General features: G+C 58.1%; 23 protein-coding genes. 12 read left to right on the top strand and 11 right to left on the bottom strand.

What is annotated here, in order from left to right; translation table 11 throughout:
- Nucleotides 1-133 precede the first annotated feature (133 nt).
- The 3 genes from sra to V1566_RS14925 all read right to left on the bottom strand — a co-directional run bounded on the left by sra (nt 134) and on the right by V1566_RS14925 (nt 1665).
- Nucleotides 134-271, bottom strand: coding sequence for a stationary-phase-induced ribosome-associated protein (gene sra / locus V1566_RS14935; protein ID WP_008501714.1), 138 nt, complete (start codon nt 269-271; stop codon nt 134-136).
- Between the two features lie 95 nt (nt 272-366).
- Nucleotides 367-582 carry a biofilm-dependent modulation protein gene (gene bdm / locus V1566_RS14930; RefSeq protein ID WP_008501713.1) on the bottom strand — a complete coding sequence of 72 codons (216 nt, stop codon included), beginning with the start codon at nt 580-582 and terminating at the stop codon, nt 367-369.
- Between the two features lie 231 nt (nt 583-813).
- Nucleotides 814-1665 (bottom strand): Vmh family MBL fold metallo-hydrolase, encoded by an 852-nt coding sequence (locus V1566_RS14925; RefSeq protein WP_395303819.1) that lies wholly within the window; start codon nt 1663-1665, stop codon nt 814-816.
- Between the two features lie 110 nt (nt 1666-1775).
- Here V1566_RS14925 and V1566_RS14920 point away from each other — a divergent pair, with 110 nt between their 5' ends.
- Both V1566_RS14920 and V1566_RS14915 read left to right on the top strand, forming a co-directional pair.
- Nucleotides 1776-2657 (top strand): LysR family transcriptional regulator, encoded by an 882-nt coding sequence (locus tag V1566_RS14920; RefSeq protein WP_395303818.1) that lies wholly within the window; start codon nt 1776-1778, stop codon nt 2655-2657.
- 75 nt (nt 2658-2732) lie between these two features.
- Nucleotides 2733-3161 (top strand): OsmC family protein, encoded by a 429-nt coding sequence (locus tag V1566_RS14915; RefSeq protein ID WP_395303817.1) that lies wholly within the window; start codon nt 2733-2735, stop codon nt 3159-3161.
- Between the two features lie 23 nt (nt 3162-3184).
- Here the strand turns inward: V1566_RS14915 and V1566_RS14910 are convergent, their stop codons facing one another.
- Nucleotides 3185-4090 carry a LysR substrate-binding domain-containing protein gene (locus tag V1566_RS14910; RefSeq protein ID WP_395303816.1) on the bottom strand — a complete coding sequence of 302 codons (906 nt, stop codon included), beginning with the start codon at nt 4088-4090 and terminating at the stop codon, nt 3185-3187.
- 114 nt (nt 4091-4204) lie between these two features.
- Here V1566_RS14910 and V1566_RS14905 point away from each other — a divergent pair, with 114 nt between their 5' ends.
- Entirely contained in the window at nt 4205-4954 is a 750-nt protein-coding gene (locus tag V1566_RS14905; protein WP_248164723.1) for an SDR family oxidoreductase, read from the top strand.
- Here V1566_RS14905 and V1566_RS14900 read toward each other — a convergent pair.
- Genes V1566_RS14900 through V1566_RS14870 form a run of 7 tightly spaced genes read right to left on the bottom strand, consistent with a single transcriptional unit; the run spans nt 4951 to nt 11785 of the window.
- Nucleotides 4951-5880: an oligopeptide/dipeptide ABC transporter ATP-binding protein gene (locus V1566_RS14900; protein ID WP_395303815.1), complete on the bottom strand. Its 930-nt coding sequence runs from the start codon at nt 5878-5880 to the stop codon at nt 4951-4953. The two genes, V1566_RS14905 and V1566_RS14900, sit on opposite strands and share 4 nt — an antisense overlap.
- Nucleotides 5873-6859, bottom strand: a complete 987-nt coding sequence (locus tag V1566_RS14895; protein ID WP_395303814.1) for an ABC transporter ATP-binding protein — start codon at nt 6857-6859, stop codon at nt 5873-5875. Before V1566_RS14895 ends, V1566_RS14900 begins: the two co-directional genes overlap by 8 nt.
- Nucleotides 6859-7752, bottom strand: a complete 894-nt coding sequence (ddpC, locus tag V1566_RS14890) for a D,D-dipeptide ABC transporter permease (RefSeq protein WP_395303813.1) — start codon at nt 7750-7752, stop codon at nt 6859-6861. The genes V1566_RS14895 and ddpC overlap by 1 nt, the downstream gene beginning before the upstream one ends.
- Nucleotides 7749-8771, bottom strand: a complete 1023-nt coding sequence (locus V1566_RS14885; protein ID WP_395303812.1) for an ABC transporter permease — start codon at nt 8769-8771, stop codon at nt 7749-7751. Before V1566_RS14885 ends, ddpC begins: the two co-directional genes overlap by 4 nt.
- 23 nt (nt 8772-8794) lie before the next feature.
- Nucleotides 8795-10327, bottom strand: coding sequence for an ABC transporter substrate-binding protein (locus V1566_RS14880; protein ID WP_395303811.1), 1533 nt, complete (start codon nt 10325-10327; stop codon nt 8795-8797).
- A gap of 15 nt (nt 10328-10342) precedes the next feature.
- On the bottom strand, nt 10343-10918 hold the full coding sequence (gene ddpX, locus V1566_RS14875) for a D-alanyl-D-alanine dipeptidase (protein ID WP_395303810.1): 576 nt from the start codon (nt 10916-10918) through the stop codon (nt 10343-10345).
- A 12-nt stretch (nt 10919-10930) separates the two neighbouring features.
- Nucleotides 10931-11785, bottom strand: a complete 855-nt coding sequence (locus tag V1566_RS14870; protein WP_395303809.1) for a MurR/RpiR family transcriptional regulator — start codon at nt 11783-11785, stop codon at nt 10931-10933.
- Nucleotides 11786-12051: 266 nt separating this feature from the next.
- Here V1566_RS14870 and V1566_RS14865 point away from each other — a divergent pair, with 266 nt between their 5' ends.
- The 9 genes from V1566_RS14865 to V1566_RS14825 all read left to right on the top strand — a co-directional run bounded on the left by V1566_RS14865 (nt 12052) and on the right by V1566_RS14825 (nt 25403).
- Nucleotides 12052-13533: an alpha/beta hydrolase gene (locus V1566_RS14865; RefSeq protein WP_395303808.1), complete on the top strand. Its 1482-nt coding sequence runs from the start codon at nt 12052-12054 to the stop codon at nt 13531-13533.
- Between the two features lie 95 nt (nt 13534-13628).
- Nucleotides 13629-14840 (top strand): diguanylate phosphodiesterase, encoded by a 1212-nt coding sequence (locus V1566_RS14860; protein WP_395303807.1) that lies wholly within the window; start codon nt 13629-13631, stop codon nt 14838-14840.
- Between the two features lie 88 nt (nt 14841-14928).
- Nucleotides 14929-15819: an aminoimidazole riboside kinase gene (locus V1566_RS14855; RefSeq protein WP_395303806.1), complete on the top strand. Its 891-nt coding sequence runs from the start codon at nt 14929-14931 to the stop codon at nt 15817-15819.
- A gap of 173 nt (nt 15820-15992) precedes the next feature.
- Nucleotides 15993-17510: a carbohydrate porin gene (locus V1566_RS14850; protein WP_133549058.1), complete on the top strand. Its 1518-nt coding sequence runs from the start codon at nt 15993-15995 to the stop codon at nt 17508-17510.
- Between the two features lie 66 nt (nt 17511-17576).
- Nucleotides 17577-18947, top strand: a complete 1371-nt coding sequence (locus V1566_RS14845) for a sucrose-specific PTS transporter subunit IIBC (protein ID WP_395303805.1) — start codon at nt 17577-17579, stop codon at nt 18945-18947.
- Nucleotides 18947-20353, top strand: a complete 1407-nt coding sequence (locus V1566_RS14840) for a sucrose-6-phosphate hydrolase (protein WP_395303804.1) — start codon at nt 18947-18949, stop codon at nt 20351-20353. The genes V1566_RS14845 and V1566_RS14840 overlap by 1 nt, the downstream gene beginning before the upstream one ends.
- 28 nt (nt 20354-20381) lie before the next feature.
- The gene (locus tag V1566_RS14835) at nt 20382-21398 is read left to right on the top strand and encodes a LacI family DNA-binding transcriptional regulator (RefSeq protein ID WP_395303803.1); all 1017 of its coding nucleotides are present in this window, start codon (nt 20382-20384) and stop codon (nt 21396-21398) included.
- Nucleotides 21399-21487: 89 nt separating this feature from the next.
- Nucleotides 21488-23038, top strand: a complete 1551-nt coding sequence (locus V1566_RS14830; protein WP_395303802.1) for a methyl-accepting chemotaxis protein — start codon at nt 21488-21490, stop codon at nt 23036-23038.
- A 316-nt stretch (nt 23039-23354) separates the two neighbouring features.
- Nucleotides 23355-25403: a lipase family protein gene (locus V1566_RS14825; RefSeq protein ID WP_395303801.1), complete on the top strand. Its 2049-nt coding sequence runs from the start codon at nt 23355-23357 to the stop codon at nt 25401-25403.
- Nucleotides 25404-25487 lie beyond the last annotated feature (84 nt).

Raw genomic sequence — 25487 nt, 5'->3', positions numbered from 1 at the left:
TTGTCATCTTTCTGGCCTGTGCACTGGGATGCGGTCAGGCGGTATTATAAAGGAGCTGAATATTAATTACCGCAACACATAAACAAAAACACCATCGGGATTACCGATGGTGTTCTGGATCTCAGTCTGGAACTTACTTGCCCGCGTGGCGTTTTCTGCCGGTGGCGTGAGTGACCTGCGTTTCATGGTCGCCTTCAATCACCACTTTACGCTGATTGGAAAGCTTGTAGTTCAGTCCCAGAATATGGCGTGCCTGACGGTTCGATTTCATGTTAACTCCTCAATCCTGTTGATAGTTTTAAGGACCAGTTTGCTTACGCAAACGAAATGTAACCCCTTAGGTTGCTGATCCAGCTTAGCAGGTTTTTACAAAGGTGCGTTTTGCCCGCTGACGACGTAGTTAATGGTCTGCTGGTAGATGTCACTGAGGATGTCATTATCCGTGGATTCCACCCACCTGGTCAGTTCCATCAAAATGTCATCTTCAGTCACAGCACCGTGCTCGGCGTGAAGACCCTGCGCAATCGCGTTAACGAGTTCAGGTTGTGCTGCTGCGGTATTAGCCGGGTAATAAGTAAACATGCTGCCTCCGTGTCGTTGTCTGTTTAATGGTACGGCTCGCAAAAATTTATTTCATAAACAGAATGGCAAATATTTTACCGGTTGTGGCTCAGATTCATCTTAGAAATAAAAATGACATAAGTGCATGCTTTTATGCGTTTTTATGCGGGTCGCATATATCGACAACTAACAGCGGGGATATTATGAGGGTGCTCCTGCTATCACGAATATATAGCAGGAGCAGATGTTAAATTACCACTTCATTTCGCCGGTATTTACCTTGGCGCTTAATTCCAGCGAGCTCTCTTCAGCCAGACCCGGATACTGTTTTTTCAGGGTGCTGATGACGCCTGCGGAATCTTTATGCGCGGACAAGGCCTTTTCAAAGCGCTGCAGGTAGTCGCGGGTAAAATCAATCGCGCCACTCCCTGCGGGTGGCGTGCCAAGATAGTGGCCCGGGATCACGCGCTCTGGTTTGTGTGCGGCCATTTTCACAAGAGTTTCCTGCCACTGCTTGCGGCTTTCCGGTGTCTGGGTGTCTGCCGTCCAGACGTGAATGCCCCAGGCTACCCCTGTGCCGCCAAGGATCGTTTTTGCTGACGGGATCCACACATAGGCCGCATAGCTGTCTGGCTGCTCGATATCGACCTTTTCCCCGTCAACCATAAACGTGTTGGAGGCAAGCACCTGCGGGACGACCAGCTCCGTTGGCGCGCCGTCTTTCATCTGCGGTCCCCAGTAGGCGAGTTTGGCGTCTTTGGTGGCCTTGATGTGATCAACCACGTGCTGCGTGGCCACCACTTTAGCGTTCGGGAAGGCTTTGACCAGCGGCTGCAGGCCAAAATAGAAATCCGGATCGCCTGAGGTGATCACAATCTTATTCAGGGTTTTACCGCTGCGGCGAATTTTCTCTACCAGCGCTTCGCCATCCTTCACGCTGAACTGCGCGTCAAACAGCACTGCCTCTTTTGGGCCGGAAACCAGCGTGGAGGAGACCGGGAAAATGCCTTTTTCCTGCGGGTTGTAAGTATCAACGTTCAGCTGTGCGGCAAACACTGCCGGCGTGATAAGGGTGGAAAGCAGGGCAAGGTGAGTGAGTTTCATATTGTTGTCTCTGTTGTTCAGGAATGTCTCTATTGTACGGATATTCCCATTTGCCAGAATTCCTGAAACAAGACATGCTTAGTTTCATAAATCGAGCAAATGGAGCTTATATGGATCGCGTTATCGCCGCTCAGGTCTACAACCGGATATGCGAGCTGGGCAGTTTGAGCGCGGCGGCCCGCGCGTTGGGCATTTCCCGACCGATGGTGAGCCGCTACCTTGAACAAATGGAGAAGTGGGCGGGAACGCGGCTGGTAAACCGCTCTACGCGCAAGCTGACGCTGACCGCAGCAGGGGAAAAGGTGCTGCAAAAAACGCGGACGCTCTCGCAGATTTCGCAGGAAATTGAAGGTCAGTCTGAGAAAGATCTCCCGTCCGGCACGCTGCGAGTGGCCTGCGCGCACTTTACCGCCATGCACCTGATTGCGCCGGTGCTGCCCGGCCTGCTCTCGCGTTATCCGCAACTGCGCATTGAGCTGGACGTGAATAACCACCCGGTCAGCCTGGTGGGAGAGCGCATTGACGTCGCCGTGCGCATTACCGACAACCCCGAACCCGGCATGATTGCCCGCCGGCTGGGGGAGTGTCGCTCAGTGCTCTGCGCCTCGCCGGAGTATCTTGCACAGCACGGTACCCCCGCCAGCCCCGAAGAATTAGCGCAGCACAACTGCCTGCACTACAGCTTTTTTGCCGGGCAGTCCTGGCACTTCCTGACGCCGGAAGGGGAAAGCCTGAGCGTGGCCGTCAGCGGCAACCTGAGCGCCAGCATATCGTCTCTGTTGATGGATGCGGCGGTTAAGCACTGTGGTATCGCCATGCTGCCGGAGCGCGAAGCGTCTGCCGCGCTGGAACAGGGATTACTGGTGCCGGTACTGGCGGCCCTGGAGCCGAAACCGCTTGCCATCCATGGCATTTATCAGTCCCGGGAGTACCAGCCTGCCGCACTGCACGTGTTCCTTGACGCACTGGCGCAATATTTATTGAGTGACTAAGACTCTTCTGTCTTCCCCGCAGAATCTGAGCAGCATTCTATACTTAACCCTTTGTAAGCCAAAAGGAGAGCAAGAATGACTATTCATAAGCACGGTTCGGCACACTGGTCTGGCGACATTAAGCGCGGAAAAGGAACGGTTTCCACCGAGAGCGGCGTTCTCAATCAACAGCCTTATGGTTTCAATACCCGCTTTGAGGGTGAAAAGGGGACCAACCCCGAAGAGCTGATTGGCGCGGCACATGCGGCCTGCTTCTCAATGGCGCTGTCGCTGATGCTCGGGGAAGCGGGCTATACCGCCGACTCCATTGATACCACCGCGGACGTCTCTCTGGATAAAACCGACGGCGGCTTTGCCATCACGAAGGTGGCCCTGAAAAGTAAGGTGACTGTTCCCGGCATCGCCCCGCAGCAGTTCGATGGCATTATTCAGAAAGCGAAAGTGGGCTGCCCGGTTTCGCAGCTCCTGAAAGCTGAGATTACCCTGGACTATAAGCTTAACTAAGCCCCAGCCGGGTTCGCGCCCGGCTATCCCTTCAGCGCGGCGGGAAACACCTCCGCCAGCCACGCAATAAACACCTTTAGACGGTGCGTTAAATGCCGGTTCTGCGGGTATACCACATGAAACGGATAGGCGGCAGGGCGCCAGTCGCCCAGGATCGCCGTCAGCGTCCCCGCCTGCAAATATGACTTTGCCGAATACTCAAAGGTTTGAACGATCCCCAGCCCCGCCGCGGCAGCCGCCAGATGGGCATTACTTTCATTGACGCCGAGATAGTGCGGAATGTTGATTTCCAGCACCTCGCCGTTCTGTCTGAAGCGAAACGGAAATGCCCGCCCGGTGACAGGCGAAAGGTAGCTGATCAGCTTGTGCCCGTTGCACAGCTCCTGCGGATAGGCCGGGACGCCGTAATTTTTCAGGTAACCCGGCGTCGCGCAGGTGACCATTTCGGCGTTACCGAGATGACGGGCGATGAGGGTTGAGTCGTCCAGCGGCCCGCCGCGGATCACGCAGTCTACGTTACCGCTGATGAGATCGACCGGCCGGTCGGCAACGCCAAGGTCGATGCGGATATCCGGGTAGCGCCGCATAAATTCCGGAAGCAGGGGGATAAGCACGTCCCGGGCGGTGGATCCGCCCACGTCAACCCGCAAATGCCCTTTCGGCGTCGCACGGGAAACGCGAAACGAGGTGTCGATATCTTCGATATCAATCAGCACCCTGAGCGCTTTTTCATAGTATTCCATCCCTTCAGGCGTCACGACTACCCGGCGAGTTGTCTGGTGCAGGAGACGTATCTCCAGGTGCGCCTCAAGCGATTTAACCAACTTGCTCAGCGTGGCGATCGGCATATTCAGCGAGTCCGCCGCGCGGGTAAAACTGCCTGACTCCACGACTCGCGTAAAAGCGCGCATCGCCATGAGCTGGTCCATGATGACCTCTGATTATTTCTGTAGGTGAATAGTCATTTTCATTTTTGCCCATTTTCCCCTAATGCCGCAAGGGCTAAAGTTTGTCCAACGCAAACCCAACAAAAGGTAAATGACATGAATACGACTCTCTCAGGAAAAATCGCACTGGTCACCGGCGGCAGCACCGGTATTGGTCTTGCCACGGCGCAGGAGCTGGCGGCTCAGGGCGCGAAGGTATACATCACCGGGCGTCGCCAGGCCGAGCTGGACGCGGCGGTGGCTGAAATTGCTTCAACCGCGGTAGGCATTCGCGCGGACGTCTCTAAGCTTGCCGATCTGGATGAGGTCTATGCCCGGATAGCAAAAGAAGAAGGCCGTCTTGATATCCTGTTCGCCAATGCCGGTGGCGGCGATATGCTGCCGCTGGGCGCGATCACCGAAGAGCAGTTTGACCGTATTTTCGGCACCAACGTTCGCGGGGTGCTGTTTACGGTGCAGAAGGCGCTGCCGCTGCTCTCCGCCGGATCGTCGATTATTCTGACCGGCTCGACGGTGTCCATTAAAGGGACGGCCAACTTCAGCGTCTACAGCGCCAGTAAGGCCGCCGTGCGCAACTTTGCCCGCTCCTGGGCGCTGGATTTGCAGGGCCGCGGGATCCGCGTCAACGTGGTGAGCCCGGGCCCAATCAAAACGCCAGGTCTCGGCGATCTGGTGCCGGAAGAACACCGTCAGGGGCTGTACGACGCGCTGGCCGCACAGGTACCGCTTGGGCGTTTAGGCGCGCCGGATGAGGTGGGTAAAGCGGTGGCTTTTCTGGCCTCCGACGCGGCCAGCTTTATTAACGCCACCGAGCTGTTTGTGGACGGCGGGATGGCGCAAATCTAATCCAGACTGCGCCAGCAGCGGACGTTACGGCCCTCGCGTGAGGGCTGTAACGGCTGGGGACGCTCACACCCCTGCGTTGCCATCGGGCAGCGGTCGCGGAAAAAACAGCCTTCGGGCAGATGACGGTTGCCGGGAAGCTCCGTTTTGCGCAACGCCAGATTTTCATCCAGCGGTTCACCGGTGCGGGGAACCGAGTCGAGCAGCAAGCGGGTATAGGGATGGCGCGGCTCGCCAAGCACCTGCGCGGCGCTGCCCAGCTCCACAATCTGCCCAAGGTACATCACCGCCACCCGGTCGCTCATGTGTCTGACCACCGAGACGTTATGAGAAATTAACACGTAGGTCAGATTACGCTGCTGTTGCAGGTTCACCAGCAGGTTGAGGATTTGCGCCTGCACGGAGATATCCAGCGCGCTGGTGGGTTCATCAAGCACAATAATATCGGGGTCGGACGAGAGCGCCCTGGCGATGGCAATGCGCTGGCGCTGCCCGCCGGAGAAGGCGTGCGGAAGCCTGTCGAGATACTCCGGGCGAATGCCAACCTGCAGCGCCAGATCCTCCGCCAGCTGACGGCGCACGCGCTCGCTGCTGCGTTTCTGCACCCACACCGGCTCGGTGATGATGCGCCAGACCGGCAATCGCGGGTCGAGCGAGGAGAGCGGGTCCTGAAACACCATCTGCATGCCCCCCGCGTGGTGCGTCCGCTGGCATGCGCCGGTGCTGGGCTTAAGCATGCCCATCAGCAGCTGGGCCAGCGTGCTTTTCCCGCAGCCGGATTCCCCGACAATGCCCAGCGTTTCACCCCGTCGAATCTGAAGATCGAGCCCGTTGAGGGCATGGACTTGTTCCGTTACGCGCCCCAGCCAGTTTTTGCGTGCCGCAAAGTTGACGTGCACGCTATCCAGTTCCAGCAGTACATCAGACATGGTGTTTCTCCCGTTGTGGATACCAGCAGGCAGCCTGTTGGCCTTCTGCCCCAGTAGGCGCTAAGCGCGGTGTTTCGCTGCATTTCGCCCCGGCGGCAAAGCAGCGCTCGCGGAAGGCGCAACCCTGCGGAAGCTGGCTGAGGTTGGGCACCGTGCCGGGGATGGCGGGAAGCAGGTCGCGCGGCTGGCCGTTTTCCGGGGCGCACTGCAGCAGGCCGATGGAATAGGGGTGTACAGGGCGGTGGATCAGCGTTTGCGTGGCACCGCTCTCGATCACGCTGCCCGCGTACATTACGTACATTCTGTCGCAAAGCTGCGACACTACGGCCATATCATGACTGATAAACAGCACCGAGGTACCGCTGGCCCGCGCCTTATGCTTCAGCAAGCGCAGCACCTGGAGCTGGACGGTAACGTCCAGCGCGGTGGTCGGCTCGTCGGCGATGATCAGCTCCGGCTCGCAGGAGAAGGCAAGGGCGATCATCACCCGCTGGCGCATGCCGCCGGACAGTTCAAACGGATAACGCTCCATGACCTGCTTCGCGTCCGGGATTTGCATCTCTTCCAGCAGGGTAATCGCCTTCTGCTGCGCCTCGCGCCGCGACAGCGGCCGATGCTGACGGATCACCTCCACCATCTGTTTGCCAATCCGCCGCGTCGGGTTGAGGGCGGTCATCGGCTCCTGAAAAATCATCGCCACTCGGGCACCGCGCCACTGTCGAAGCTGTTTCTCGGACGCCGTCAGGACGTTTTCGCCGAGTAACTTCACCTGACCGTGATGAATACAGTAACTCCCTTCCGGCAGTAGCCGCATGGCGAGCATGGCGGTCACGGATTTACCCGATCCCGACTCGCCCACCACGCCGACAATTTCGCCCCTGCCGATCTCAAGCGAGACGTGGTTCAGCGCGTGGACCTCACCGCGAAAGATCGGGAAGCTCAGATGCAGGTCCTCAATACGTAATACCGGTTCGGTCATCACTGTTTTCCTCCCGACTTCGGATCCAGCAGATCGCGGATACCGTCACCAAACAGGTTAAAGCCCACGGCAGTAATTGAAATCGCGGCACCGGGAAAGGCGCAGTACCACCACTGGTCCAGAACGTAGTTACGGCCCACGGCCACCATCGCTCCCCATTCGGCGGTGGGCTGCTGCGCGCCCAGGCCAATAAACCCCAGCGTGGCGGCCATCAGAATGGCGCTGCCGATATCCAGCGAAGCCTGCACAATCAGCGGCGGCAGGGCGTTTCGCAGGATATGCCAGCGGATCAAATGCCAGCGGGACGCGCCAAACGTGCGGGCGGCCTGAACGTAGGTAAACTGGCGCACCACCAGGGTTTGCCCGCGCGCCAGGCGGACGTAAAACGGGATGCGAACAATCGCAATCGCCAGCATGGCGTTAAACAGGCTCGGACCGAGCGCGGCGGCCAGGGCCATGGTCAGCACCAGGGAGGGAATGGAGAGCATAATGTCCATCACCCGCATGATGATGGCGTCGCCGCGCCCGCCCAGTACGCCGGACAAACAGCCCAGCAGTGAGCCAATGCCGCCCGCAATCACCACGACCGCCAGCCCGGCGGTAATCGACTGCTGGCTGCCCGTCAGCACGCGGCTGAACAGGTCGCGTCCTACCTCATCGGTACCAAACCAGTGTTGCGAAGAAGGCGCCTGCAGACGGGCGGTCAGATCCAGCGCGTTCGGGTCATGCGGCACAATCCACGGTGAGGCCACCATCAGAAAGAGCATCGCAATCATAATGACGCCGCCAACTATCGTGAGGGGGCTTTGACGCAGCATCCAGAACAGCCTGGCCCAGTTGATGCGTTGTCTGGCGGTTTTAACCGGGACGAGCGTTTCCTGCGTTAACATCATTCGGCACCTCCGCGCCCGATTCGCGGGTCAATCCACAGGTAAAGCAGATCGACCACCAGATTAACCAGCACGTAGGCCAGCGAAACGACGACGGCAAAGCCCATCACGGCAGGGAAATCGAGTGCCTGAATGGATGTCACCACCCAGGCGCCCATGCCCGGCCAGGCAAAGACGGTTTCGGTCAGCACTGCGCCGTAAAGTAGATCGCCCAGCGCCAGCCCGAGCACGGTGATGGACGGGATCATCGCATTGGGCAGGGCGTAGCGCAGGACGATGTACCAGCCGGGCAGGCCGCTGGCGCGCGCGGTGCGGATGTAGTCCTCGCTAAGCTGCTCCAGCATCGCCGAGCGAACCTGGCGCGCCACAATCCCCAGGTGAACAAACGCCAGCGTCAGCGAGGGTAAAATCAGGTGCTGAAGCGCGTTGAAGAACACCTCACCGTTGCCCTCCAGCAGCGCGTCCAGCAGATAAAACCCGGTGACGTGCGTCGGCGGATCGAGCCAGTCGTCCAGCCTGCCGCCGCCCGGCAGAATCTGCAGGTGCCCATAGAACAGCACAATCACGCCCAGCCCAAGCCAGAAGGCCGGGGTGGAGATCCCGGTCATCGCCATTAAACGCACCAGGTGATCCAGCCAGCGGTTGCGGTACACCGCTGACAAAATCCCCAGCGGCACGCCGATGACCAGCGCCAGCAGCAGAGAACAAAAGGCCAGCTCCAGCGTGGCGGGGAAAAAGGCCTTCAGATCTTCGGCGACCGGACGTCCGGTACGAATGGACGTGCCTAAATCACCGTGGGCAAGGGCGTCCACGTAGCGACCAAACTGAATATACAGCGGCCGATCCAGCCCAAGCTGCTGGCGGATGTTCTGCACGATTTCGTCGCTGGCGCGATCGCCGGCCAGCAGACGGGCCGGATCGCCGGGGATCATGTGCGAAATAATAAAGGTGATAATACAGACACCGGCCACCACCAGGAGTAACCCCCAGCAGCGCTGGCGCACGATGCTCCAGAACGTCATACACTTTCCCCCGGCGAGAACCGTTATTTGCTCATGGTGGCGATGTTGAACACCTGCTCGAGCATCGGATTAAAGGTGAAGCCGTTGACCTCTTTGTTCATCGCCAGCTGGTAGTTTTTCTGGAACAGATAAACGTAGGCCGCCTCGTCGATGACCACCTTTTGCGCCTGCTGGTAATCTTTGGTGCGTTCCGCCTGATCGGTGGTTTTCAGCGCGGCCTGCAGCAGGGAATCGACCTCTTTGTTCTCATAGAACGAACGGTTGCCCGGCAGCCCTTTTTTGTCCGACTCAAACCAGTAGTTCATGAACATGTACGGGTCGGCAAAGTCCGGGCTCCAGTTGCCGATGGCAATGTCGTAATCGCCTTTGCCGACGCGGTCGCGCATGGTGGCATTGGCCAGTTTTTCCAGCTTGACGTTAATGCCGATCTTGCCGAGACTCGCCTGGGTCGAAAGGGCGATCGGCTCCCAGTTCGGGTCGTTATCCGAATAGAGGAAGGTCAGGCTGGCGGGTTTGTCTTTGACCTTCTCCAGCGCCGCTTTGGCTTTGGCCTCATCGAAGCTGTACTGCATTGCCGTGGCGTCAAAGCCCCACATGCCTTCCGGGATCGGGCCGCGCATCTGCTTGCCGTTGCCGCTCAGAATGCCTTTCACCATCCCCTGGTAATCCGTCGCCCAGGAGATGGCCCGGCGTAAATCCACCTGATTGAGCGGCGCTTTGCTGTTGTTGAGATAGAGGTAAGTCACGCGCAGGGACGGGTATTCCGCGACGGCGACTTTACCTTCCTGCTTCAGGGCCGCAAGCTGATCGACCGGCAGGGCGTCGGCAATGTCCAGGTCGCCACGGGAAAGCTGCAGTCGGCGCGAGGCGCTTTCACCGATAATTTTCACCGAGACGCGCTTAAAGTGCGGCTTCTCACCCTGCCAGTGGGGGTTAGGCACCAGGATCAGCTGCTGGCCTTTCTGCCAGCTTTTCAGCATAAACGGCCCGGAACCGGCGGTGTTTTGCGCCAGAAAACCGCGCGCATCGTCCGCCGCATTGGCCTTCAGCACCGCCGGGTTAATGATGGACGCCCCGTCGTTTGCCAGCGTATACAGGAAAGGCGCGAACGGCTGGCTGAGGGTGAACTTCACCGTATGGTCATCGACGGCATCAATTTTCAGGTCTTTCGGGAAGGCTTCAGACGGCCCCTGGCCGAGCTTCAGCAGGCGCTCAAAGGAGAGTTTTACCGCTTCAGCGGTGACCGGCGTGCCGTCAGCGAATTTCGCGTTATCCGCCAGGGTAAAGGTCCACTCCTTCTGGTCGTCGGACGCCTTCCAGCCCGTCGACAGATCGCCTTCCACCTCGGTAGAGCCTGGCTTGTATTTGACCAGACGCTGGTAGGACGGATAGGTCACGGTCCAGTCGTTGTTATCAATGGTGATGGCAGGATCGAGCGTTTGCGGGTCGGCGGCTTTACCGATCGCCAGCATGTCTTTCGGGACGGCAGCCAGCGCCAGCGGCGCGCTCAGAGCCAGCGTGGCGGCGATCAGCGTCGAGATAAGCGATGTTTTCATGGCAGTGCTCCAGGTTTAAAGAGGGGTGTGCGTCAGGGGAAAACAGGCAAAACGGTCATCAAGCAGCGGGTAGCTGGCGGCATTCGGCAGTTCGAAGTGCCACCATTCGCTGCTGATACCCACAAAACCGCCGCCAAACATGATGGCGTTCAACAGCAGACGGTTGCGCTGGGCGTGCGGCGGCACGGAGGGGTGATACGGATGCGATCGGTCATGCATTTCGTCAAAACCGGCCCCCATATCCAGCACGGCGTTATGTTCATCCATCAGGGTGACGTCGATGGCCGTACCGCGGCTGTGATTGGAGCCAATCGCCACGTCGACCACATATTCCGGGTTCGGGCAGGCATCCCACAGCTGAGCCTGCGCCTGCTGCGGCCGATAGGCGTCGTAGACCGCCAGCTTCAGCCCGGCCAGCGAGGCAATGCTGATGGCTTTTGCCAGCGCGGTGGCCGCGTCGGTATGCAGCAGGCACAGCGCCTCCTGATAGATCGGGCGGCCGGTGATGTTGTCGGCGGTGGCGTACTTCAGATCGATATGCAGCGTGGGAAACGTCTTCGCCACATCAATCAGTTCACTCTCTTCGGGCATAGCTCCGCTCCTTTAGCGTTCGAATTGACCAAACTCTTGTTGTAATTGTCGGTTTACCGCCAGACGCGCCGGGAGGGCGTCACCCAGCGCTTCCACCACGCCCGACAGCAGCAGGTTGAACAGACAGCTCACGGGGGCAAGTGAATCCCAGAAATGACCGGTATCGGTTTTCACCTGCAGTAAATCAATCGGGTAATCCCGCGCCCACGGGCACCAGATGTCGGTGATTAAGGCCAGCTGAATGCCTTTCTCGCTGGCGACGCGGCAGTACTGGCGGGCCATCGCGGAATAGGTGCGCGTATCGGTCAGCACGACGTACGGATGCGAAAACCCCGAGTTGAGGGATTCAACCCAACTGCCGGAAGCGCCCTCCGAATAGCTCACCCGCGGGCGCAGGTACTCAAGGTGGCTGAAGAAGGCGTTGGCAATCCCGCGCGTGGACTGGATCCCCAGCACAAACACCGCGTCCGCGTGGGCGAGGTTATGCACCACCTCACGGAAGGCGTCCGTTTGCGCCAGCTGGTACACCTGCGTGATGGCATCCACTTCCAGCGACAGGGCATGCTGAAGGCGGCTGGAAAGGGGGCGCTGCTGCTGCCAGGAGTCGAGCCGCTCGTTCATGCCCCAGGGCTGATACGGATCGCGCAGGCTCTTTTTGGCATCTTCCAGGTTGCGATACCCCAGCTTGCGCAGGAAGCGTCCGACGGTAATTCCGCTGGTCCCGCTCGCCAGACCCACGCTTTCCGCCGTTTCAAACGGAATTTGCGCGGCGTGTGCCAGCAGCCAACTTCCGACCCGCTTTTCGCTGGGCGTGAGCTGGCTGAACGTCGCTTCGATACGGCTCAACATCTCAGGTTTCGTCGTCATACCGCCTCGCTGTTAACAGGCTGTCAATGGCCGGATTTGTGTTACCCGGTTAACAATGCATGACGCGTGCCATATTCACAGGGCGGGTGAAATCCGCTGCGCCGTAAACTTCATGCAATATTTGCTTAACCAATGATCAACATTTGTGCAGCGTAGTTCACTTTTGGTGCACTGGCCGAAGCGGCAGGTATGAATTTGGTGAATACGTCAGCCTGTTCACATTTTTGATAAGATAGATGTACTGTGAACATAAAAGGGATCCCGGCATGGCGAATTTGCCCTGGCGAGTCAGCGTGCGCCTGATGGCGCTTGCAAAGAAAATGGCGATGGTCGTGGGGATCGTGCTGATCGTCCTGCTGGCGGTTAGGGTCTATCTCTCGCAGCAGGGACCGGAACTGCACCTCTGGCATACCTGGCGGGCCGACGAGATGTCCGTGCGCGAGATGGATAACGCCAATTTTGCCGGGTATATCACCCGGGAAAACGCCATTTTTGCCGATCTTGATAGCGCTGTGACGGCGAAAACAGAGGGCGAGGAACGTTCGCCGTTAAACCGTTTTTATCGCCAGAGCCTGGTGTGGCCCGGTCAGTTTGCACCCGATGCCAACCGCTCATTTGTGTTGATTCCTGCCGGAAAGCCCCGCGGCGCGGTGGTGCTGCTGCACGGTTTGACAGACTCGCCTTACAGCGTCAGGCGCCTTGCGGTGAACTATCAGCAACGCGGTTTTGTCGCGGTGGTCCCGCGCCTTCCCGGGCACGGCACCGCGCCTGGCGCGCTGACGGACGTTGACTGGGAGATGTGGCTGGCGGCGACGCGTCTTGCGGTGCGGGAAGCCACGCGTCTGGCGGGTGAGGCAGTGCCTCTGCATCTGGTGGGCTACTCTAACGGCGGGGCGCTGGCGATGAAATATACGCTCGATGCGCTGGACGCGCCTGCGCTTCGTCGACCGCAGCAGGTGATACTGCTCTCCCCGATGATCGGCGTGACGGCCTTTGCGCGCTTTGCCGGTTTCGCCGGGCTACCGGCGCTGCTGCCGCCGTTTGCCAAAGCGGCCTGGCTGAATATCTCCCCGGAATATAATCCGTATAAATACAACTCTTTCCCGGTGAACGCCGCCCGCCAGTCGTGGCTGCTGACGAAGGCCCTGCAGGAGCAAATTGGCCGCGCGGCGCGGGAGAACAGGCTGGCGAATTTGCCGCCGGTGCTGGCGTTCCAGTCGGTGATGGATTCTACGGTCAGCACCCGCGCGGTGGTGACCGGCCTGTTTGACCAGCTTCCGGCCAACGGCAGCGAGCTGGTGGTGTTTGACATCAACCAGGCGGCGAGCTTCCGCCCGCTGTTCAAACCGTCGTCGTGGACGGCAACCTCGGCGCTGCTGCCGGTTGCGCAGAGACGTTACGGTGTCACGATTATTACCAATGCAGACGCACACAGCTTCTCGACGGTAGCGAAAATCACCCCGGCTGGCAGCACCCGGGAGACGGTCGTGCCGCTTGCGCAGGCCTGGCCGCAGGATGTCTATTCGCTGTCGCATATTGCGGTGCCGTTCCCGCCGGATGACGACCTTTATGGCCGTGAGCCTGGGGTGAAAAACCGCTACGGCATCAGCCTGGGGACAATCGCGCTTTGGGGCGAAACCTCCGTACTGAGCGTCGGAAAAGAGGCGCTGATGCGCGTCACCTCGAATCCGTTCTACGACTATATGCAGGAGAGGATTAACAGCCGGATCGGGGACGCGGAAAAGTAACGTTCCCTAGTGGTGTGAATATGTTAGGTCACATTGATTAAGTATGTTAAATAATAGCTTCAAGGCACCTCTCTTTCTCATTGGAACCTATTTTTGTGCTGACGACTCTGATTTACCGAAGCCAGTTGAATTTATCCCGCCCCTCCACCGAGCTGCGGGAGCTGGTGGAGCGCGCCAGAGGCCGAAACGCAAAACTGAACATTACCGGTGTACTCCTTGCTAAAGGCAGTGAGGTTCTGCAGATCCTCGAAGGTTCAGAAGAGAGTGTGGTCAAACTGTTCCACACCATCCGCGAGGACAAACGGCACAGTGGGGTGGTTGAACTGATGCGGGACTACGGTCCGCGCAGACGATTCGAAAACGTCGGTATGCTGCTTTTCGATCTGCAAACGCAGTCGCCGAAAGAGGTGCTGCAGTCGGTCCTGCATTACAGCAAGCTGGACAGCTATCTCACATCCGATGACCGGGTGTTCAAATTTATTCAGACGTTTATTATGGGCAAACGTCCGGCCCCGTCGGGCGCGCGCTACGTCCCTCAAAAATGGACGCTGTCACCCGAGGCGTTACCCTTTGGCGAACGCCTGGGGCTGATGGCCAACCAAACCTGCCAGTTCGCGCTCCAGCCCATCGTTGAGCCCTCGGAAGGGAAGATCAGCTCTCTGGAAGCCCTTATTCGCGGCAATGACGGCGGCAGCCCGGAGCATTTCTTCAGCACCCTCGACCCGGACAAACTCTACGAAGTCGATCTCCAGACGAAAGCGTATGCCTTTGCTCTTGCGGAAAAGCTGGGGATTGGCAGCCATAAGATTGCGGTCAATCTGCTGCCGATGTCGTTGGTTAATGTCCCCGGCGCAGTGGAATTTCTGGTCGATCAGATTAAAAAACATGGGCTGCAGCCTGAGCAGGTGGTCATTGAAGTCACTGAAAACGAGATGATATCCGGGTTCAACCAGTTCAATAGCGCCATTAAACAGCTTCGCGGCGAGGGTGTTGGTCTGGCGATCGATGATTTTGGTTCCGGCTATGCCGGTCTTTCGCTGCTAACCCGTTTCCAGCCGGACAAAATTAAGATCGACCGGGAGATAGTTAGCGATATCCACCTCAGCGGCCCGAAGCAGGCGATTGTGCGCTCCATCGTCAGCTGTTGCTCCGATCTCGAAATTACCCTGGTGGCAGAAGGGATCGAGAAGATAGAGGAGTGGTGCTGGCTCGAGTCTGCTGGAATCCGTCGTTTCCAGGGCTTTCTGTTTGCCCGTCCGCAGATTAATGGCGTCGGTGATATTCACTGGCCGCATCTGGCGCGTTAGCCAATTTTCCTCCTGCGTTATTTCCCCTTTGCCCTGCCTGTGCTTAAATAGCTAAAACGGTTTAACATAGTTTAGCTGAGAGGGCTACATGAAAAAAATCTGGGTACTTGGCGATGCGGTAGTGGATTTGCTACCTGATGGAGAAGGCAGATTACTGCAGTGTCCCGGCGGAGCACCGGCAAACGTCGCGGTCGGCATTGCCCGGCTGGGCGGCCAGAGCGCCTTTATCGGCAGGGTTGGCGACGATCCATTCGGACGTTTTATGTCTAAGACATTAGCCGACGAGCGGGTCGACGTGAAGTCTATGCGCCTTGACCCGGCGCATCGCACCTCAACGGTGGTGGTCGATCTGGATGACCACGGCGAACGCTCGTTTACGTTCATGGTGCGCCCGAGCGCCGATCTGTTTCTGGAAACTGCCGATCTGCCGACATTCAGCGCCGGGGAGTGGCTGCATGTCTGTTCCATCGCGTTAAGCGCTGAGCCGAGCCGCTCCGCGACGTTTGAGGCGATGGCTGCCATTCGCGAGGCGGGCGGTTATGTCAGTTTCGATCCCAATATTCGTCCGGACCTCTGGCCGGATGAGAACGAACTGCGTCGCTGCCTGGAACAGGCCCTGCAGAGCGCAGACGTGGTGAAGCTCTCCGTCGAAGAACTGGCGTTCTTAACCGGCGATGTACAGGTAAACGTCGGCCTGGACACGCTGATGGCGCGCTGCCCGGCGCGTCTGGTGCTGGTCACCCAGGGGAAAGAGGGGGTGATCGCCTGGCATGAGGGCACCGTGAAGCACTATCCGGCAACCCCGGTTCAGTGTGTCGATACGACCGGTGCGGGCGATGCCTTCGTCGCCGGTCTGCTCTACGGCCTGGCCGCCGGGCAGGACCTGACGCCTGTCATCGCCTTAGCCCAGCGCTGCGGTGCATTAGCCACCACGGCCAAAGGGGCGATGACCGCATTGCCCTGGCAGCACGAACTGTAATTCCTTCCTTCACTGGCCGCCTTCCGGCGGCCTGAATTGTCGCCTCGATCACACTTACTAAAACGGTTTAGCAAAAAAGATTGCCGATCCAAAATTCAGAGGTTTAGTATCAGCAACCTAAACCGGTTTAGCAATTTAGCACGTTTAATGACTTTTTTTAGGGATGCGACAAAATGTATAAAAAACGCAGACTTGCCGTGATGATAGGCATGCTGGCCGGAAGTACCTCTGTTTTTGCCCAAACGGATATGACAAGTATCGAAGCGCGTCTTGCCGCGATGGAGCAGCGCCTCCAGGCTGCGGAAACGCGTGCGCAGGTGGCTGAAAAACGCGCCACCGATGCAGAACAAAAAACGCAGCAGCTGGTTGCCGCCCAGCAGCAGACGCAAACAACAACCCAGGCGGTGGCGCAGCGCACCACTGCGCTTGAGAAGAAAGCGGATCAAAGCAGCGGGTTTGAGTTCCACGGCTACGCCCGTTCGGGCCTGCTGATGAACGATGCGGCCTCCAGCAGCAAAAGCGGTCCTTATCTGACTCCGGCTGGTGAAACCGGCGGTGCGGTAGGGCGTCTGGGTAATGAAGCCGACACCTACGTTGAGCTGAACCTGGAGCACAAGCAAACCCTGGATAACGGGGCAACCACGCGCTTCAAAGCGATGCTGGCCGACGGTCAGAGAACCTATAACGACTGGTCAGCCGATACCAGCGATCTTAATATTCGCCAGGCCTTCGCGGAGCTGGGCAATCTGCCTGATTTTACCGGCGCGCTGAAGGGCAGTACCTTCTGGGCGGGTAAACGCTTCGACCGCGACAACTTTGACATTCACTGGCTGGATTCCGACGTGGTGTTCCTGGCCGGTACTGGCGGCGGCGTCTATGACGTGAAATGGAACGATTCGCTGCGCAGCAACTTCTCCATTTACGGCCGCAACTTCGGCAGCGTGGAGCAGACCGACAATAATGTGCAGAACTATATCCTCAGCATGAACCACTTCGCCGGACCGTTCCAGCTGATGGTGAGCGGCCTGCGTGCGAAGGATAACGACGACCGTAAAGACACCAACGGCGATCTCATCAAAACTGACGCTGCGAATACCGGCGTTCATGCGCTGGTCGGGTTGCACAACGAGAGCTTCTACGGCCTGCGAGAAGGGACCGCCAAAACGGCGCTGCTGTATGGTCACGGGCTGGGTGCGGAAGTGAAAAGCATCGGTTCCGACGGCGCGCTGCTGTCTGAGGCGGATACCTGGCGCTTCGCAAGTTACGGTGTCACGCCAATCGGCGGTGGCTGGAGCGTTGCGCCTGCCGTGCTGGCACAGAGCAGTAAAGATCGCTACGTCAAGGGCGACAGCTATGAGTGGGTGACACTCAACACCCGTCTGATTAAAGAGGTGACGCAGAACTTCGCTCTGGCCTTTGAGGGAAGCTATCAGTACATGGATTTAAATCCGGAAGGCTATAAGGACCGAAACGCTGTTAACGGCAGTTTCTACAAGCTGACCTTTGCGCCGACGTTAAAAGCGAGCAAAATCGGCGATTTCTTCAGCCGTCCGGAGCTTCGTCTGTTTGCCACCTGGATGGACTGGAGCAGCAAACTGGATCATTACGCCAGCGATGATGCCTTTGGCAGCAGCGGCTTCAACGCCGGCGGGGAATGGAACTTTGGGGTCCAGATGGAAACCTGGTTTTAACCCATCACGCTCCCGCCAGGCGGGAGCGTTTCGCACATCATAAAAAGAAGTCAGGCAGAGGTATCTATGGATTTTAATCAAATCGCCCGCGAGCTTATTCCGTTGCTCGGTGGCAAGGAAAATATCGCCAGCGCGGCGCACTGCGCAACGCGTCTTCGTCTGGTGCTGGTTGATGACGCGCTTGCCGATCAGCAGGCTCTTGGCAAGGTTGACGGCGTAAAAGGCTGTTTTCGTAACGCCGGGCAGATGCAGGTGATTTTTGGCACGGGCGTGGTCAACAAGGTTTACGCCGCGTTTATTCAGGCGGCGGGGATCGGCGAATCCAGTAAATCGGAAGCCGCGGATCTGGCGGCGCGCAAGCTGAACCCATTCCAGCGCATTGCCCGTCTGCTCTCCAATATCTTTGTCCCGATTATTCCCGCGATTGTGGCATCCGGCCTGCTGATGGGCCTGCTCGGCATGGTGAAAACCTACGGCTGGGTCAATGCGGATAATGCTATCTACATCATGCTGGACATGTGCAGCTCCGCGGCGTTTATCATTCTGCCTATTCTGATTGGTTTTACCGCCGCGCGGGAATTTGGCGGTAACCCGTATCTCGGCGCGACGCTGGGCGGCATTCTGACGCACCCGGCGCTGACCAACGCCTGGGGCGTGGCCTCCGGCTTCCACACCATGAACTTCTTCGGCCTTGAGATTGCGATGATTGGCTATCAGGGCACGGTATTCCCGGTGCTGCTGGCCGTCTGGTTCATGAGCATCGTGGAGAAAAACCTGCGCCGCGTGATCCCGGATGCCTTAGACCTCATCCTGACGCCGTTCCTCACCGTCGTTATCTCCGGATTTATCGCCTTGCTGATTATCGGCCCGGCGGGGCGCGCCTTAGGGGATGGTATCTCCTTCGTTCTTAGCACGCTGATCGCCCACGCGGGCTGGCTGGCCGGGCTGCTGTTCGGCGGGCTTTACTCGGTGATTGTAATCACCGGTATTCACCACAGCTTCCATGCGATTGAAGCCGGGCTGCTGGGTAACCCGTCGATTGGCGTGAACTTCCTGCTGCCGATCTGGGCCATGGCGAACGTGGCGCAGGGCGGTGCCTGTCTGGCAGTGTGGTTCAAAACCAAAGATGCCAAAATCAAAGCCATTACCTTACCGTCGGCGTTTTCTGCGATGCTGGGCATCACCGAAGCGGCCATTTTTGGTATCAACCTGCGCTTCGTTAAACCGTTTATCGCCGCGTTGATTGGCGGCGCGATGGGCGGGGCCTGGGTGGTCTCAGTCCATGTCTACATGACCGCCGTTGGGTTGACCGCCATTCCGGGCATGGCCATCGTGCAGGCCAGCTCGCTGCTCAACTATATTATCGGCATGGTGATTGCCTTCGGCGTGGCGTTTACCGTCTCACTGCTGCTGAAATATAAAACGGATTCTGAATAATGACGTTACCTTCCCGCTGGCCTGCGATCCTGCAGGCCGTTATGAAAGGCCAGCCGCGGGCGCTGGCGGATAGCCTCTATCCGCAGTGGCACCCCGCGCCGGTGACGGGGCTGATGAACGATCCCAACGGGTTTATCTGGTTTGCAGGCCGCTACCACCTGTTCTATCAGTGGAACCCGCTGGACTGCGAGCATCGGTTTAAATGCTGGGGGCACTGGAGCTCTGCGGACCTGGTGCACTGGCAGCACGAGCCGCTGGCGCTGATGCCCGACGAAGAGTATGACCGTAACGGCTGCTACTCCGGTAGCGCCGTGGATAACCAGGGCGTCCTGACGCTTTGCTACACCGGCAACGTCAAGTTCGATGACGGCAGCCGCACGGCCTGGCAGTGCCTCGCCGTGGAACAGCCGGACGGGACCTTTAAGAAGCTGGGGCCGGTGCTGGCGCTGCCGGAAGGCTACACCGGCCACGTGCGCGACCCGAAGGTATGGCAGCACGAAGGGGTGTGGTACATGGTGCTCGGCGCGCAGGATGTGCAAAAGCGCGGCAAGGTGCTGCTGTTTAAATCAGCCGATTTGCACGTCTGGACGTCCTGCGGGGAAATCGCCGGTCACGGGGTCAACGGCCTGACGGATGCGGGGTATATGTGGGAGTGTCCGGACCTGTTTGCGCTCGACGACACGCACATCTTGATCAGCTGTCCGCAGGGGCTGGCGCGCGAGCCGCATCGCTATCTCAACACCTATCCGGCAACCTGGATGAGCGGGGCGTTTGACTATGCAAACGCCGCGTTCGATCACGGCGAGCTGCACGAGCTGGACGCGGGCTTTGAGTTTTACGCTCCGCAAACGACGCTGTCGGAAGACGGGCGACGCATTTTGATCGGCTGGATGGGCGTACCGGACGGGGAAGAGATGCTTCAGCCAACCCGGGCGCACGGCTGGATGCACCAGATGACCTGCCCGCGTGAATTACGCTATCGCGACGGCAGGCTCTGGCAGACCCCGGCGCGCGAGCTGGCGGCGCTGCGTGAAGGTGAGCAGCGCTGGCAGGGGCGCGCGAGCGGGGCGCCAGACCTGGACGCGGCGCGCCTGGAGTTTGAACTGAGCGCATCGCAGGTGAATGTCGATTTTGGCGGCGCGCTGCGTCTCACGGTCGATGAGCAGGGTATACGTCTTGAACGCGCGAGCCTGAAAACCGGGGAAACATTGACCCGCTACTGGCAGGGCGAGGTCAGTCATTTGCGCGTTCTGTGCGACCGCTCCAGCGTTGAAATTTTCATCAATCACGGTGAAGGGGTGATGAGCAGCCGCTATTTTCCTGACCATCCGGCCCGGGTGCGATTCGAAGGTGCGTCCGATATCACATTACGCTACTGGTCGCTGCGCGCCTGCATGATAGAATGAGGGTTTTGGCAGCCGGATCTAAGTCGTTGTGAGAAAAACAAAACGCGTCACCATTAAAGACATCGCGGAGCTGGCGGGTGTGTCAAAAGCCACCGCCAGCCTGGTCCTGAACGGGCGCAGCAAAGAGCTTCGCGTGGCGGAAGAGACGCGCGAGCGCGTGCTGGCGATTGCAAAAGAGCACCACTATCAGCCCAGCATTCACGCCCGGTCGCTGCGCGATAACCGCAGCCACACCATTGGTCTGGTGGTTCCTGAGATCACCAACTACGGTTTTGCCGTGTTTTCTCACGAGCTGGAAACGCTGTGCCGCGAGGCGGGCGTTCAGCTGCTGATTTCCTGTAGCGATGAAAATCCGGGCCAGGAGACGGTGGTGGTGAACAATATGGTGGCGCGTCAGGTGGACGGGCTGATTGTGGCCTCCAGCATGCTTAACGACGCGGACTACCATAAGCTGAGCGAGCAACTGCCGGTGGTCCTGTTTGACCGCCACATCAACGACAGCGCGCTGCCGCTGGTCATCACCGATTCGATTACTCCAACGGCGGAACTGGTAGCCGACATTGCGCGCCAGCATCCCGATGAGTTCTACTTCCTCGGCGGCCAGCCCCGTTTATCCCCGACGCGCGACCGTCTGGAAGGGTTTAAGCAAGGGCTGCGTGATGCCGGTGTGGAACTGCGCCCCGAATGGATCATTCACGGTAACTACCACCCAAGCTCCGGGTACGAGATGTTTGCTGAACTCTGCGCCCGTCTGGGGCGTCCGCCGAAAGCGCTGTTCGCCGCCGCCTGCGGGCTGCTGGAAGGGGTGTTGCGCTATATGGGCCAACATAACCTGTTGCAAAGTGATATCAGGTTAGCCAGTTTTGACGATCACTATCTCTACGATTCGCTGACGATCCCCGTGGATACCATTCGCCAGGATAACCGTCAGCTGGCATGGCACTGCTTTGATTTGATTAGCAAATTGATTGAAGGCGAGACCCCGGAACCGTTGCAGCGGAAACTGGACGCTACCCTGCAGCGACGCTATAAGTCAGCGAAATAGCCCGGTTCGATACATCAATAACTTTAATTAATTTAAGTTTTGGAAGCGCCGATAACCATAAGGAATAATTTTCCTTGAGGTATTGGTTTATGTCGTTGAAAAAGTCGTCCCTGATTGTCCTGTTCTCGCTGCTTTTCTTCTTTGTTGTCAGCATCATCACCAGCGTTGGCCTCATCATTAAAAGTAATAATTCGCTGGATAACGTCAACAAAGAGATCCAGGTTGTGCTGTCGATTATTGACCCCATCAACCACAGCCGTACGCTGCGCGTGCGGGTGATGGAGTACGTGAAGATGGTTGAAGCAGGCAACTCGACAGACGAGTCTGCAAAGCTTGCCGCCGTGAAAGAGGCGCTGACCAAAGCGGACCACGCTTTTGCGGCCTTTATGGCTTCGCCGCGTCTGACGGATGAGGCGCCGCTGGTGACTGCCTATCAGGACGCCTGGCAAAACTACCGCAACCAGGGGCTGGCACCGCTGATCGATGCCGCTGCGGCGCACGATGTGGCCAAATTTAACGCGCTGATCCCGGAAGTCTCCCGTCTTGACCGTCAGTACGAGATCGTTCTCGACCAGGTCCTTTCCGTCCACCAGAAATACGCCAAAAGCCTGAACGAAGATGCAAGCAGTAACTTCGTCTCTGGCCTGGCGATCATTGCCGCTATCGCCAGCCTGTTTGTGGTGGTGATTGTCGCCGTCAGCCTGCTGATGAAGCGCTTTGTCTTTGCGCCGGTCAACCTGGCGCGCGAGCACTGCAGCCAGATTGCGGCAGGCAAGCTGGACATTCCGGTGCCGGTCAAGGGGAGCGCACATAACGAAATCGACCACCTGATGAGCTCGATGGAACAGATGCGTCAGGCACTGCTTGAGACCATCGCCCAGGTGCGCGATGCGAGCCATACCGTAACGCACGCGGCGCAGGAGATTGCCTCCGGGAATATCGACCTCGCTTCACGCACCGAGCAGCAGGCTTCAGCGTTAACCCAGACGGCGGCCAGCATGGAAGAGCTGAGCGCGACGGTGGCGAACAATACCGATAACGTCTATCAGGCCGGGAAACTGGTGCAGGACGCGGTGAAAAATGCCCATACCGGTGAAGCGGTGACCCGCGAAGTCATCGACACGATGAATACCATCGCTGCGAACTCGAAGCGCATCGAAGACATTACCAGCGTGATTAACAGCATCGCCTTCCAGACCAATATCCTGGCGCTGAACGCGGCGGTAGAAGCGGCACGCGCTGGCACGCAGGGACGCGGCTTTGCGGTCGTGGCCAGCGAAGTGCGCACCCTGGCGCAGAAAAGCGCGGTGGCGGCTAAGGACATCGAGAACCTGATTGCCCAGTCGGTTTCCAGCGTGAAAAACGGTGCGGAGCTGGTGAGCCGCTCGGGTGAGGTGATTGACTCGATTATTTCATCGGTGAATAAAGTGAATACGCTGATGGAGCAGATCTCCGTCGCCTCCGAAGAGCAGAGCCGCGGGATTAGCCAGGTCGGGCAGGCGGTAACCGAGATGGATGGCGTGACCCAGCAGAACGCCGCGCTGGTGCAGCAGTCCGCTGCGGCAGCGGCCTCGCTGGAAGAGCAGGCGCAGCAGCTTTCGCGGAGTATTTCGAGTTTTAGTTTGCCGGTGCAGGCTTGATGGTATGAGGGAGGCTCCTGAGGGAGCCTTTTTTGTATCTGGTGTAACCGTTTCTGTATAATTCAGGACGTCTCTATAGGCAGCACAAATCTAATATTAATTATCACCAGGGAAAGGATTGGCATCAGAAAGTTCAGTACTATCGACAGGTCGAGAAACTGAGCATTTGGGAAATGGCGGATGCAACAGGCTATAACCCCAAGATGTCTGAATCCAGGCGCTGTACCGACAATCAGAAATGGCAAATTTTAGTTAAGTTCTGAGTGATGTATGATGGATCGATAATTAACCAGGGAAACTAAAAGGGATTTCGGGCATGACGGATGCCAAAGACAACACAACAGTGACCTGCCTGAGTCACAAAATGAAGTACAAAGAGGTCGCTTGTGGCAAGCAGCGGATGCACTGGCTGGAACTACAGTTCGTGGATGAGAACAACAACCCGGTTTCCGGTCTGAAGGTACTGCTGGAATACCATCAGCTGGCAACGGAGGCGGAGCTGGCGCTCTTGAGACGGGGAGGTGACAACCGGTTCGATCCCACGCCGCCGCCGAACCCGCCCGCCTGTGTCACCGACAGCCAGGGACTGGTGCGGTTTGATAACCTGTACTGGATAGCAGTAAATGTGAAAACAGACGGCCAGCAGCTGGCCGATGAGATGGAGCTGCGCCCGCTGGGCATCAGTCGCAATCCAAACAGCCAGCCGGTGAGTAATAATATTTTCCGGCCTGAAACGCGCGACCCAAAATGGCGTTCAAACGTGCAGATTAGCGCTGAGCAGCACGGCTATGACCATCATTATGTGGTCATCGGTGAGCTGTGTGACCGGATGCCCGATATCCCTGAATGGACGGATAAAGAGCCTCCCCGGTTTCACTTTCCGCATGGAGTATCGCTGCAAGGCACGGAAATCAGCCGGGAGACGCTGGAGAAGCGGCATGTCATCGAAATCTGTCCTTTCCGGGCATGGTCACTGGTGCTGCATGACACGAAAGACTATTCGCTGGCAAATGGCTATAACCTTGGAGTGATGGCTGATATGGCCTATGCGAAAGGTGGGAATACGGTGATTAAGCCGTTTTTCCTGGAAAAGTGCCTGGATTTGTCCACGACGCCGATATATGAAGAATTTCCGTCGTTTCCTTACGCGCTTGTTGTTGATGTACCGTTCCGTGAGCGATACATCACTGCTGAATTTCTGGACTCATCCCGCTTAAGTGACATAGCCCCCGCCCGCTCACTGCTCGACAGTACCCAGCTTTTTTACGTGGAAAATGCGGCCCATGTGATCGTGGCATGGCGGGGAACGCAGGAAGTCCCGGACTGGCTCACCGACGGCTGGTTCTCCCCGCAACTATGCCCGGCTGAGTTGACTAAGGCCGGTCGTATTCACGGCGGCTTTCTGGAGGCATACCAGCTGGCGAAGGAGCGGTTTGGGGAGGATTTTGATGGAATTAGAGATCTTTTAAATAGAGGAAAAAAACTGTTTATCGCCGGGCACAGTCTGGGAGGGGCACTGGGGCTGACCTATGCGGCGGAGATGAAGGGATTTTCGCCAATACTCTATACCTACGGAATGCCCCGGACCTTCACCGCTGATGCTGTGGGTAACCTGTATCAGATCACCCACTACCGGCACGTCAACGACAGCGACACCATTCCCAGCGTGCCGTTTGATGCCAATCTTGATAACTGGCTGTACGGTAAGTTTGGGCCTCTCGGTGCCTCGCTGGGCTTTTTCTGGACACTGGCGGCCGAGCTGCCGGCACAGATGGCGGGGGCCTATATCGGTGAGCATTACTGGCATCACGGCAGCCCGGTGGTCTTCTTCCGCGCCACACAGACCCGCACCTGGCTGGAATGTAAAACGATGAACAATCATACCTGCCGCCGCCTCAGCTCCAGCGATATGCACAAAGTTAAACTGTTCCTTGTCCCGTCGCTGTCTGAGGCTGAAAACACGGAGGCAAAAGAGGCACAGGTGGCGTTTGTGCGCGAGTTCCCGGCCGCAGATATTCAGAAAGTTTTTCCCCGTAACACCAATCCGAATTTTGACCATATGACCAGTCCGGGCCAGCACTCGATGGCGAGTGAGTATCTGCCGTTTCTGAACAACCAGCTTCTGGAATCGGCATGGCCGGAGCTGAAACTGAGCCGGAAAGAGTACCGGGAGGATTTCCGGCAGCAAATGGCGGATTACGGGGCAGGCAGCCCACCGGAGGAGTTGATGCGAAACCGGATGTTCCTGGCCCTGCAGGATATGGTGGGCAGTTCGCTGACGGTTACCCGGAAACTACCGGGCGGTGAGAATGCCCTGACGCGTTTTAAATCAGTTGCGGAGGAAGAAGTTGAATCGACACGCTAAATCACTGGCAGGACTGTTGCCACTTCTGACACTGTTACCCCTGAGCGGCTGCGCCAGTCGCCCGGACTGTACTCTTAGCCCCCC

It is taken from the genome of Enterobacter sp. ECC-019, assembly GCF_043974075.1.
GTDB lineage: Bacteria > Pseudomonadota > Gammaproteobacteria > Enterobacterales > Enterobacteriaceae > Enterobacter > Enterobacter asburiae_D.
Note: the sequence above shows the minus strand (reverse complement) of the source record. Positions and strands in the feature narration are given on the sequence as shown.

What these genes read in the sequence shown, in the direction of transcription:
- V1566_RS14870 (WP_395303809.1), bottom strand. Translation starts at nt 11,785, where the DNA reads ATGACGACGAAACCTGAGATGTTGAGCCGTATCGAAGCGACGTTCAGC.
- V1566_RS14900 (WP_395303815.1), bottom strand. Translation starts at nt 5,880, where the DNA reads ATGTCTGATGTACTGCTGGAACTGGATAGCGTGCACGTCAACTTTGCG.
- V1566_RS14915 (WP_395303817.1), top strand. Translation starts at nt 2,733, where the DNA reads ATGACTATTCATAAGCACGGTTCGGCACACTGGTCTGGCGACATTAAG.
- V1566_RS14905 (WP_248164723.1), top strand. Translation starts at nt 4,205, where the DNA reads ATGAATACGACTCTCTCAGGAAAAATCGCACTGGTCACCGGCGGCAGC.
- V1566_RS14895 (WP_395303814.1), bottom strand. Translation starts at nt 6,859, where the DNA reads ATGACCGAACCGGTATTACGTATTGAGGACCTGCATCTGAGCTTCCCG.
- V1566_RS14910 (WP_395303816.1), bottom strand. Translation starts at nt 4,090, where the DNA reads ATGGACCAGCTCATGGCGATGCGCGCTTTTACGCGAGTCGTGGAGTCA.
- V1566_RS14865 (WP_395303808.1), top strand. Translation starts at nt 12,052, where the DNA reads ATGGCGAATTTGCCCTGGCGAGTCAGCGTGCGCCTGATGGCGCTTGCA.
- V1566_RS14845 (WP_395303805.1), top strand. Translation starts at nt 17,577, where the DNA reads ATGGATTTTAATCAAATCGCCCGCGAGCTTATTCCGTTGCTCGGTGGC.
- V1566_RS14840 (WP_395303804.1), top strand. Translation starts at nt 18,947, where the DNA reads ATGACGTTACCTTCCCGCTGGCCTGCGATCCTGCAGGCCGTTATGAAA.
- V1566_RS14850 (WP_133549058.1), top strand. Translation starts at nt 15,993, where the DNA reads ATGTATAAAAAACGCAGACTTGCCGTGATGATAGGCATGCTGGCCGGA.
- V1566_RS14880 (WP_395303811.1), bottom strand. Translation starts at nt 10,327, where the DNA reads ATGAAAACATCGCTTATCTCGACGCTGATCGCCGCCACGCTGGCTCTG.
- V1566_RS14855 (WP_395303806.1), top strand. Translation starts at nt 14,929, where the DNA reads ATGAAAAAAATCTGGGTACTTGGCGATGCGGTAGTGGATTTGCTACCT.
- V1566_RS14925 (WP_395303819.1), bottom strand. Translation starts at nt 1,665, where the DNA reads ATGAAACTCACTCACCTTGCCCTGCTTTCCACCCTTATCACGCCGGCA.
- ddpC (WP_395303813.1), bottom strand. Translation starts at nt 7,752, where the DNA reads ATGATGTTAACGCAGGAAACGCTCGTCCCGGTTAAAACCGCCAGACAA.
- sra (WP_008501714.1), bottom strand. Translation starts at nt 271, where the DNA reads ATGAAATCGAACCGTCAGGCACGCCATATTCTGGGACTGAACTACAAG.
- bdm (WP_008501713.1), bottom strand. Translation starts at nt 582, where the DNA reads ATGTTTACTTATTACCCGGCTAATACCGCAGCAGCACAACCTGAACTC.
- V1566_RS14885 (WP_395303812.1), bottom strand. Translation starts at nt 8,771, where the DNA reads ATGACGTTCTGGAGCATCGTGCGCCAGCGCTGCTGGGGGTTACTCCTG.
- V1566_RS14920 (WP_395303818.1), top strand. Translation starts at nt 1,776, where the DNA reads ATGGATCGCGTTATCGCCGCTCAGGTCTACAACCGGATATGCGAGCTG.
- ddpX (WP_395303810.1), bottom strand. Translation starts at nt 10,918, where the DNA reads ATGCCCGAAGAGAGTGAACTGATTGATGTGGCGAAGACGTTTCCCACG.
- V1566_RS14830 (WP_395303802.1), top strand. Translation starts at nt 21,488, where the DNA reads ATGTCGTTGAAAAAGTCGTCCCTGATTGTCCTGTTCTCGCTGCTTTTC.
- V1566_RS14825 (WP_395303801.1), top strand. Translation starts at nt 23,355, where the DNA reads ATGACGGATGCCAAAGACAACACAACAGTGACCTGCCTGAGTCACAAA.